The sequence below is a fragment of the Mycobacterium sp. TH-M103 genome (assembly GCF_057473785.1).
The window spans coordinates 1-8,451 of sequence record NZ_JBYCLG010000025.1 but is presented as its reverse complement, the minus strand read 5'-3'; the positions used below and the strand labels follow the sequence as shown (position 1 = coordinate 8,451).

The 8,451-nt window shown below is 71.2% G+C and carries 7 protein-coding genes and 1 pseudogene; 1 reads left to right on the top strand and 7 read right to left on the bottom strand.

Annotation, left to right across the window (positions count from 1 at the left end):
• The 3 genes and pseudogenes from AC2VOR_RS01155 to AC2VOR_RS01145 form a co-directional block, all read right to left on the bottom strand.
• On the bottom strand, window positions 1-1,271 hold a 1,271-nt coding region (locus AC2VOR_RS01155), incomplete at its 3' end, for a class I adenylate-forming enzyme family protein (RefSeq protein WP_486963048.1).
• 696 nt (window positions 1,272-1,967) lie between these two features.
• Window positions 1,968-2,162 (bottom strand): annotated as a pseudogene (locus tag AC2VOR_RS01150) (hypothetical protein); the annotation flags it as partial.
• Window positions 2,155-3,429: a molybdopterin-dependent oxidoreductase gene (locus tag AC2VOR_RS01145; protein WP_486963050.1), complete on the bottom strand. Its 1,275-nt coding sequence runs from the start codon at window positions 3,427-3,429 to the stop codon at window positions 2,155-2,157. The pseudogene AC2VOR_RS01150 and the gene AC2VOR_RS01145, both read right to left, overlap by 8 nt.
• 576 nt (window positions 3,430-4,005) lie before the next feature.
• Between AC2VOR_RS01145 and AC2VOR_RS01140 the strand changes: the two genes are divergently transcribed.
• Complete coding sequence (locus AC2VOR_RS01140) at window positions 4,006-4,866, top strand: DMT family protein (RefSeq protein WP_369738439.1); 861 nt, start codon at window positions 4,006-4,008, stop codon at window positions 4,864-4,866.
• Window position 4,867: 1 nt separating this feature from the next.
• Here AC2VOR_RS01140 and fadD1 read toward each other — a convergent pair whose 3' ends face one another.
• The 4 genes from fadD1 to AC2VOR_RS01120 form a co-directional block, all read right to left on the bottom strand.
• Complete coding sequence (gene fadD1, locus AC2VOR_RS01135) at window positions 4,868-6,466, bottom strand: fatty-acid--CoA ligase FadD1 (RefSeq protein WP_486963047.1); 1,599 nt, start codon at window positions 6,464-6,466, stop codon at window positions 4,868-4,870.
• A gap of 4 nt (window positions 6,467-6,470) precedes the next feature.
• Window positions 6,471-7,454, bottom strand: a complete 984-nt coding sequence (locus tag AC2VOR_RS01130; RefSeq protein WP_486963046.1) for an alpha/beta hydrolase — start codon at window positions 7,452-7,454, stop codon at window positions 6,471-6,473.
• Window positions 7,451-7,864 carry a Zn-ribbon domain-containing OB-fold protein gene (locus AC2VOR_RS01125; RefSeq protein WP_486963049.1) on the bottom strand — a complete coding sequence of 138 codons (414 nt, stop codon included), beginning with the start codon at window positions 7,862-7,864 and terminating at the stop codon, window positions 7,451-7,453. The genes AC2VOR_RS01130 and AC2VOR_RS01125 overlap by 4 nt, the downstream gene beginning before the upstream one ends.
• Window positions 7,865-7,872: 8 nt before the next feature.
• Window positions 7,873-8,451 (bottom strand): thiolase family protein (locus AC2VOR_RS01120; protein ID WP_486963045.1); only part of this gene is annotated, 579 nt, incomplete at its 5' end.

Here is an 8,451-nt window from a genome sequence, read left to right as displayed (position 1 = left end):
GTGCGCCCCGTGACGCTCAGATAGCCGTCCGCGTCGATCTCGCAGATGTCGCCCATCCGCATCCACCCGTCGCGCGTGAACAGCTTGTCGTGGTCGGTGCCGCCGAGATAGCCGAGGCTGGTCGCCGGACCCCGGCAGGCGGGCTGGCCCCGTCCCGTGTCGGTGACGTCGCGGTCCCCGTCGAAGAGCCGGACCGCCATCTCCGGGACGATCCGCCCACCGGTGCGCAACCGGCGCTGGCGCGGATCGTCAAACGTGGTGGCGCTGAGAATCCCGGTCTCGTTCGAGCCGTAGAACTGCAGGATCGTGGCACCGGTGAGGTCCTCGAACTCGGCCGCGGGCCGGTACGGCAGCGCCTCGCCGCCGGTGAACACCACGCGCAGCGAACTCAGGTCGTGCCCGCGGGTGGCCGGATCCGCCATCAACATGGTCAATTGTGTGCTAACACAACATAACACGGTGGCCTTGTGCCGTTCTATCGCCTCGCATGCCGCCGTGGTGGTGAACCGGTCGAGGAGGACGGCGGTGGCGCCGAGGTAGATCGGGGTGGTGTGGCTGGTCCAGATCCCGAACCCGAACGGCATGGGAATGACCGGCAGGAACACGTCGTCCGGGCGCAGCTGCCCGTTGGCGACGGCCTTGCGGTGGAAGTAGTGCCAGCGGTTCTGGGTGTGCACCACGCACTTGGGCAGGCCGGTGGTCCCGGAGGTGGAGTTGATCAAAAAGACGTCGTCGGGGCCGAGCCGGGCCTCGTCGCCCGGGGCCGCGGGCGGGGCGTCGATGTCGAGGCGCAGGCCGTGCAGGGTGAGCACAGTCGGCCCGGACCCGGCACAGACTTCGGCCGCGGCGCCGCTGCGCGCACGATCGCTGACCATGATGTCGGGCCGGGCGCCGCGCAGGATCGCCGCAACCTCACGGGTGCCGGCGCGCGCACCGATGCCGACCACGACGGCGCCGCAGCGTTCGACGGCGACGAACAACGCGTGGATGGCAGCCGAATCCCCGTGCCACACCGCCACCCGGTCACCGCGCGTCACACCGGCCGCGGCCAACTGACCGGCCAGAGCTGTTGCCACGGAATCGAATTCGGCCCATGTCAGCGCGCCACCGGGATGGTCGATGTAGGCGGGACGATCGGGTGAGCCCTCGGCGTTGCGGCGGACCGCGTCCGACAGCGTCGCATCGGACCACCAGCCCTCGGCGCGGAACCGCGCCGAGTCATCGACGGCGAACGCCGGCGAGCCCATTATTTCCAGCTCACCGGCGCTCATGACCAAATGATAGGAAAGCCGCGGCCGGGCCGGTCGGCGGCGTCGTCAGGGAGTGGGCGGGGCGGCGGGGGCAGGGTGTTGATCGGTGTCGATGTCGGGAACCGCCGGGCGCCGGAAGTGCGGGTACGGACAGGTGACGTTGCGGATGCAGCCGCAGTTCAGGCCGACGATGCAGCCGCCCCCGCCGACGGGTTGGACGGGGCGTCGCCAGCGGTGGGCGGGGCCGGCGGCGGCGGGCTCACGCGGGAGGAAACTGCGCTTGCCGCCGTCGCCATCGTGGCGTCCGGTGACGTTCCGATCGCCCAGGCAAACACGGCCACGCCACCGCACAACACGGCTGTGGCCTTAGCCTTGCGATTTGACATGCCCCCCAGTGCATGTTGGCGTTTCCCCCTGGTTGGTACGCCGCGACCGGTTCCTAGAAGACTCCAAGAAGCTATGCAAGATCCTCCAAGGCCGGCGGCCGGCCGGGGTGGGGGTGGCGCCGGCGTTGCCGCGGATCAGCAGTTGCACGTCGAGCCGCTTCTGCAGCCCGCGGCCACGCTGTCGTCACCCTGAATCCAGGCATGCCCAACACCAGCCGATTGCTCGAAGCGCATCGATCCGCCGGACGCACGCTGCGCGCCGACGGGATCTCGTCGTTCCTGCTCGACGACGGGCCCCGGGACGCCGAACCGGTGGTGTGCGGCCACGGCGCACCAGGTGGTGCGCGACGATCGCCGCGGCGAACCACACGGCGATCGACTGCCACCAGGCGTCCGGGTTCCACAGCGTGGCCGGTTTGAACGTGGCCAGCACGTATCCCAACAGCGTGAACCCGGCGACCAGGCTCAGCAGGTGCAGTGGGTGGGATCCGTAGATCCGGGCGAACCACGCCAGGGCGCTACGCATCTGGGGCCGCCCGGAAGGCGATCGCGGTCACCCATTTGGTGTTGTGCGAGCCGGGCAGCGCGGGGACGACGATGCGTGCGGGATAGCCGTGGTCCGCGGACAGGTCGACGCCGTTGACGCGCAGCGCCAGCAGCGCGTCGGGGTCCAGCACCTGGTTGCGCTGCAGCGTCGCGCTGCCGAACGGGCCGGAGTCCAGCGAGGACACGTGCGCCGATTCCGGTGCCGGCACCCCGGCCAGGCGGGCCAGGTCGCCCAGACGCACCCCGGTCCAGGTCTGTACCGTCGACCAGCCCTCCACGCAGGCGATCGGCAGTGTCGCGGTGTACTGAGGCAGCGCCAGCAGCGCGGCGCGATCCAGGACGACCGGCCGCGCGCCGCCGGTCAGCGTGAGCCGCCAGCGCTCCCCCGTCCGGGCGCTGGAGATCCCGGCCGCCAGGGCGGTCCGGTTGATCTCGAAGTCGTTGGGCCCGTCGCCGCGGGTCCGCCCGCGGGGCAACAGCAGTGCGGCGTGCCGGGTGACGCCGCCCAGGGTCTGGCCCGCGGTGATGACGGCCATGAACAGCGCCCCACCGCCCACCAGCGCCAGTGCGCCGCGGCGGCTGATCGTGACGGGGCCCGGCTCGGCGGCGACCAGTCCGTCGGGCTCCCAGGGCTCCGCCCGGGTGTCCTCCCGACGGGTGCGCAGCACGTCGCGCAGTCGCATCGCGCGCAGGCTCGACCACATTCGGGGCGCCTTGATCGCGACGTGCACGAGGAACCCGGCGATGAACACCCACGCGCCGAAATAGTGCGCGGTGTAGAAGCTGAACCCGAAGCACTGGATGTTCAGCACGCCGGTCACGATTTCGAACAGGACGCCGCCGACCAGCATCAGCAGCGAAACCCGTTCCAGCAGTTGGGCGATCGAGCGCGACGGCGGCCACGCGAAGAGCCGGGGTATCACCGACCACAGCTTGGCCAGCACCACCGGGATCACCACGAGCCCGAGTCCCACGTGCAGTCCCTGGCTCAGCCGGTACAGCCAGGACGGGTCGGTGGGCCAGTCGAACGTCGGCAGCTTCAGCCACCCGACGTCGCCCGGGATCGCCTGCCCGAATCGCGGCCCGTAGGCGATGTAGGACAGCAGGCCCGTGAGGGCGACGATGGGCAGGGTTACCAGCAGCGTCGCGCCGAACACCGATGTCAGCCACCGCCCGCGCAGCGGGCTGCGCCACCGCTGCAGCCGCCGGGCGCCGGGCGGCGGATGGTCGTCGAGCGCACGCCACAGCCGGGCCGGGAAACCGTAGCGCGGCTCGGGTCGTTCGGGTCCGCTCACGGGCCGGCTTTCACGCGGCCGACCCGCCGCCGTCGGGGTAGAGCGTGGACCCGGTCACGTGATCGGCCCGTGGCAACGCCAAAAACGCTACGGCTTAGACGATTTCGGCGGGATGCGCGGTGCGGGTCGGACCGGGGAGAACACCGTTCACCCCGAACGCCGTTGGCTCCGAACTCGGCCGCCCACATGCGGGTCAGCGACTCCAGCGCCGCGCTGTAGACCGACGCCCCGGGCACGCCCTTCACGGCGGCCAACGACGTGACGTTGAGAGATTCCGCTCCCCCGCGCGAGCATCCCCGTGGCCAGTTCCGCGACCAGGAAGTGGGTACCGCGCACGTTGGTGTCGAACATCGCCTCGAAGCTTGCCAGATTCTGCTCCGCGGTGGGGCCTACCGGAAATGTACCGGCGTCCCGGCGCGCCATTGAGATCGCCGATGCCGTCCATCGGGAAATCCGATCGGCGTCGCGCAGGTGGCTGCGCACGGCGCGCGATCGGCGGCCCGGCCCCGGCCCGCCTATTGTCGGGGTGTGCTGACCGGCTTCCTGATCGCGCTGGGTTGCGCGGTCTGTTACGGCTCGGCGTCGGTATTGCAGGCGGCGGCCACGCGGTCGGTGGAAGCGGGCAGCGGCTCCGGGGTCGACCCCGTGCTGCTGGCGCGGGCCGCCCGGCAGTGGCGCTACCTGGCCGGCGTCGGCCTCGACGGGTTGGGCTTTTTGTTCCAGGTGGCGGCGCTGCGGTTGGTGCCGATCTATGTGGTCGCCGCGGCACTGGCCGCCTCGATCGCCGTCACCGGCGTCGTGGCCGCCTGGATGCTGTCGGCGCGCTTGTCGTGGGCCGAATGGACGGCCGTGGGCGTCATCTGCATGAGCCTGGTCGCGCTGGCCCTGGCCGCCGGACCGGGACACTCCCGGCACGCTCCCGCGGGATTGGGCTGGGCGTTGGTGGGCGTGGCGGCGGCGATCTTGGTGGCCGGCGCCGCCGCGGGCCGGCTGCCGGACCGCCCGCGCGCGCTCGCGCTGGGGCTGGCCGCGGGGACCGGCTTCGGAGTCATCGAGGTCGGCGTGCGGCTGATCGACGTCCTCGATCCCACCAAGCGCGCCTTCTACTCCAACCCGGCCCTGTACGCTGCGGCCACCGGGGGGATCGCCGGCTTCCTGCTGCTCACCTCCGCGCTGCATCGCGGATCGGTGACCACGGCCGTCGCCGGGATGGTTGTCGGCGAGACGATCGCGCCCGCACTCGTCGGAGTGGTGTGGCTGGGTGACAGCGCGCGCGACGGGCTCGGCTGGCTGGTGGTGGCAGGATTCCTGGTGGCCGTGGCGGCCGCGCTGGTGCTGGCGCGCCTCGGCGAGGCGCCGGAACAGGCCATCGGCGAGGCCGTCCTCTAGATCACGTTGTGGCCGCCGGCGTTTCGGAAGCCGGGGCGAAGGTGGTCCCGCGCGCCGGCCGCGTCCACAGCACCCCGCCCTGCGCATCGGCGCCGGCGGCGATCAACTCGCGTTTGAGGATCTTGTTGGTGGCCGTCACCGGCAGGTTGGCGTTGATGCGCACGTAGCGTGGCCACGCCTTCGGCGACAGGTCGGGCTGGGCGGTCAGAAACTTCTCGAAATCGCTTGGTGCCAAATCGGTTCCCGCACGAAGGACCAGTGCGGCCATCACCTGGTCGCCGACCCGCTCGTCGGGCACGGCATAGACCGCGACCTGGCTGACTTCGGGAATCCGGCTCAGGATGCGCTCGATGGGCGCCGCGGCCAGGTTCTCGCCGTCGACCCGCATCCAGTCGGCGGTGCGGCCCGCCAGGTAGATCCAGCCGTCGGCGTCGCGGTAGGCCAGATCGCCCGACCAGTACATGCCGTGCCGCAGGCGCTCGGCCGTCGCGGCGGGATCGTTGTAGTACCCCGTGAACGGGCCGGCGCCCGTGGTGTTGACGAGTTCGCCGACCGCGTCGTCGAAATTGATCAGGGCCCCGTTCTCGTCGAATTCGGCGACGGCGCACTCCTTACACGTCACCGGGTTGTAGATGCCGACCCCCGGATACGGCTTGCCGATCGAGCCGGGCGGGGCGCCGTCCTCGCGCACGACGATCACCGCGAACTCGCTGGAGCCGAAGCTGTCGATCACCCGGCAGCCGAAACGCCGCGCGAACTCGTCGATGTCGCGGTCGGTCGCCTCGTTGCCGAAGGCCACCCGCAGGGTGTTGTCGGCGTCGTCGGGGCGTTCCGGGGTGGACAGGATCAGGGCGAGCGGCTTGCCGACGTAGTTCATGTAGGTCACGCGGTAGCGGCGCACGTCGTCCAGGAAGCGCGACGGCGAGAACCGGACCGGGACCATGGTGGCGCCGCAGCCGACCCCGACCGCCCAGCCGGCGGCGACACCGTTGGAGTGGAACAGCGGCATCGACAGGTAGCAGACGTCGTCGGCGGCGATGTCGTACTGGAAGATCAGGCTCGCCCCGCACATGATCGCCATCCCGTGCGCGAACCGAACGGCCTTGGGATTTCCGCTGGTGCCCGAGGTGAAGATCATCATCAGCGTGTCGGTCGCGGTGACCTCGCGGTGGGCCACCAGGGGTGGCGCGGCCGCGACCGCCCCGGCGTAGCCGGACCCGTTCACGGCCAGCACCCGCACGCCGGACAGATCCAGGCCGTCCAGCAGCGGCAGGTGCTCGTCGTCGACGAGCAGGATCTGGCAGTCCGAGCGCCGGATGTCGGCGAGCAGGCCGGCGCCGCGCCGGGTGGTGTTGACACCGCACAACACGTAGCCGCCCAGCGCGGCCGCGGCCATCGCGCGCAGCATCTCCGGCGAGTTGGCGAGCAGGGCGCCGACGTGCAGCGGACGGGTGGGGTCGGCGAGCGCGATCAGGGCGGCCGCCTCGGCCACGGCCTCGGCGAGGTGATCCCGCCAGGTCCAGGTCCGGTCGCCGTGGGCGACGGCGCGGGTGTCGTTGTGCAGGCGTTGCCGTAGCAGTTGCTGGACCGTCTCCGGCACCGTCTCAGCTCCCGGACGCCGGGTCGAGCAGCGTGCGCAGGTCGGCGTAGACCAGGTCGCGCGCGAGCACCGACGCGGCCAGCGACGGAATCGTCATGAAGCCGTGGAACATGTCGGGGAAGTCGCGGTGCACGACCGGCACGCCCGCGTCGTGCAACCGGCGCGCGTAGTCGCAGCCCTCGCTGTGCAGCGGGTCCTCCCCGGCGGTGACGACGACGGCGGGCGGCAGATCCGCGTGCGACGCCGCGCGGGCGGGGGCCACGAGGTAGGGCGGGTCGACGAGCCCGTCACCGCCGAGGTACTGCCGCCAGTACCACTGCATCGCGGCGCGGGTGTTGAAGGGACCCTCGGCGTAGCGGCGGTAGCTCTCGGTGTCGAACGACGGGTCGATGACCGGATAGAGCAACACCTGGGCGGCCGGCGGGGCCACCCCACGTTCGCGACACAGGATGGGCACGACCGCTGCCAGGTTGCCGCCGGCGCTGTCGCCGGCGACGGCGATGCGCGCCGCGTCGATGCCGAGCTCCCCCGCGTGCTCCGCCGTCCAGCAGAACGCGGCGAAGGCGTCCAGCGCGGCGGCCGGGGCCGGATGTTCGGGGGCGAGCCGGTAGTCGACCGACACGACGACGGCCTGGCTGCCGCGCGCCAGGGTACGGCAGAAGCCGTCGTGGGAGTCGATGCCGCAGAAGACGAATCCGCCGCCGTGGCAGAACACGATCGCGGGCCGGTCGGTGCGCGGCTCGCCGTGCGGGTAATAGACCCGCACGGGGATCTGCCCGGCCGGACCCGGAACCGAGTGGTCGACGGCGCTGTGCACGTCGCCCGCGTTGTTGACGGGCATCCGGCGTTTGGCCACCGCCTCCCGCGCCGCCGCACCCGTCATGGTCTCGACGCGCGGGAAGCCGGCGTCCAACTCGCGCAACATGTCCCGCAGGTAGTCGTCGACCTGGGTCCGGTGGACGTGGGTGTGCATCGCCGGCCCGCTCATGCGGGCCGGTACTTCAGCAGGGTGATCCCGGCTTCGGGGAGATCACAGAACACCGGCATCACTCGCATTCCTATCCGGACGTCGCGCGTGTCGACGTCGACCAATTCGGTGCTGATCCGCGGTCCGGCGTCCCATTCGACCACCGCGAGCAACTGGGGCAGCGCGTCGGCCCAGGGCGGTCCGGTGGGCCTGCGGGCCACGGTGAACGTGTACAGCGTTCCGGCGCCGTCGATTTCACGCCATTCCAGGTCGTCGGCCAGCGTCCCGGGGGTCAGCGTGCGGGGATAGAACACGTAGCGGCCCGCCGACGGCGAGTACTGCACCATGATGCGGTGTTGGGCCAGTCCGTCCCAGAACGGCCGGGACACGGGCGTGGGCTCGGGGACGGGACTGGGTTCGGTGGGGTTCACGGTCACTGTCAGTCCCCTCGCAGGAGCAGCGCCACCTGCTCGCTCATGATGCCGCCGTTGCCGGTGACGAACGCGGTGTGGCAGTCGCGCACCTGCGCGTCGCCGGCCCGGCCCATGATCTGGCGGGCGCCGTCGACGACGTGGTGCATGCCGCCCGCCATGCCCGCCTGCCCGTAGGAGAGCTGGCCGCCGGCGGTGTTGAGCGGGAAATCACCGCGGTAGGTCAGGTCGTGGTCGGTGACCCATTGCATGCCTTTGCCTTTCGCGCAGAAGCCGGCGTCCTCGAGGCTCATCAGCACCGTGATCGTGTAGCAGTCGTAGATCGAGGCCACGTCGACGTCGGAGCGGCTCAGCCCGGCCATCGCGAACGCCTTGTCGGCGGCGCGGGCGATCGGCGTGCGCAGCAGGTCCGTGGCGTAGGTCGGCGTCTTGAACGCGATGTGCTCGCCGAAGCCGGTGATCCACACCGGCCGATGCCTGCTGCGGCGCGCGATGTCGGCGTTGGCGATCAGCACACCCGCTCCCCCGTGCACCCGCATCACCGTTTCCAGCATGTGGATCGGGTCGGCGATCATCGGGCTGGCGAG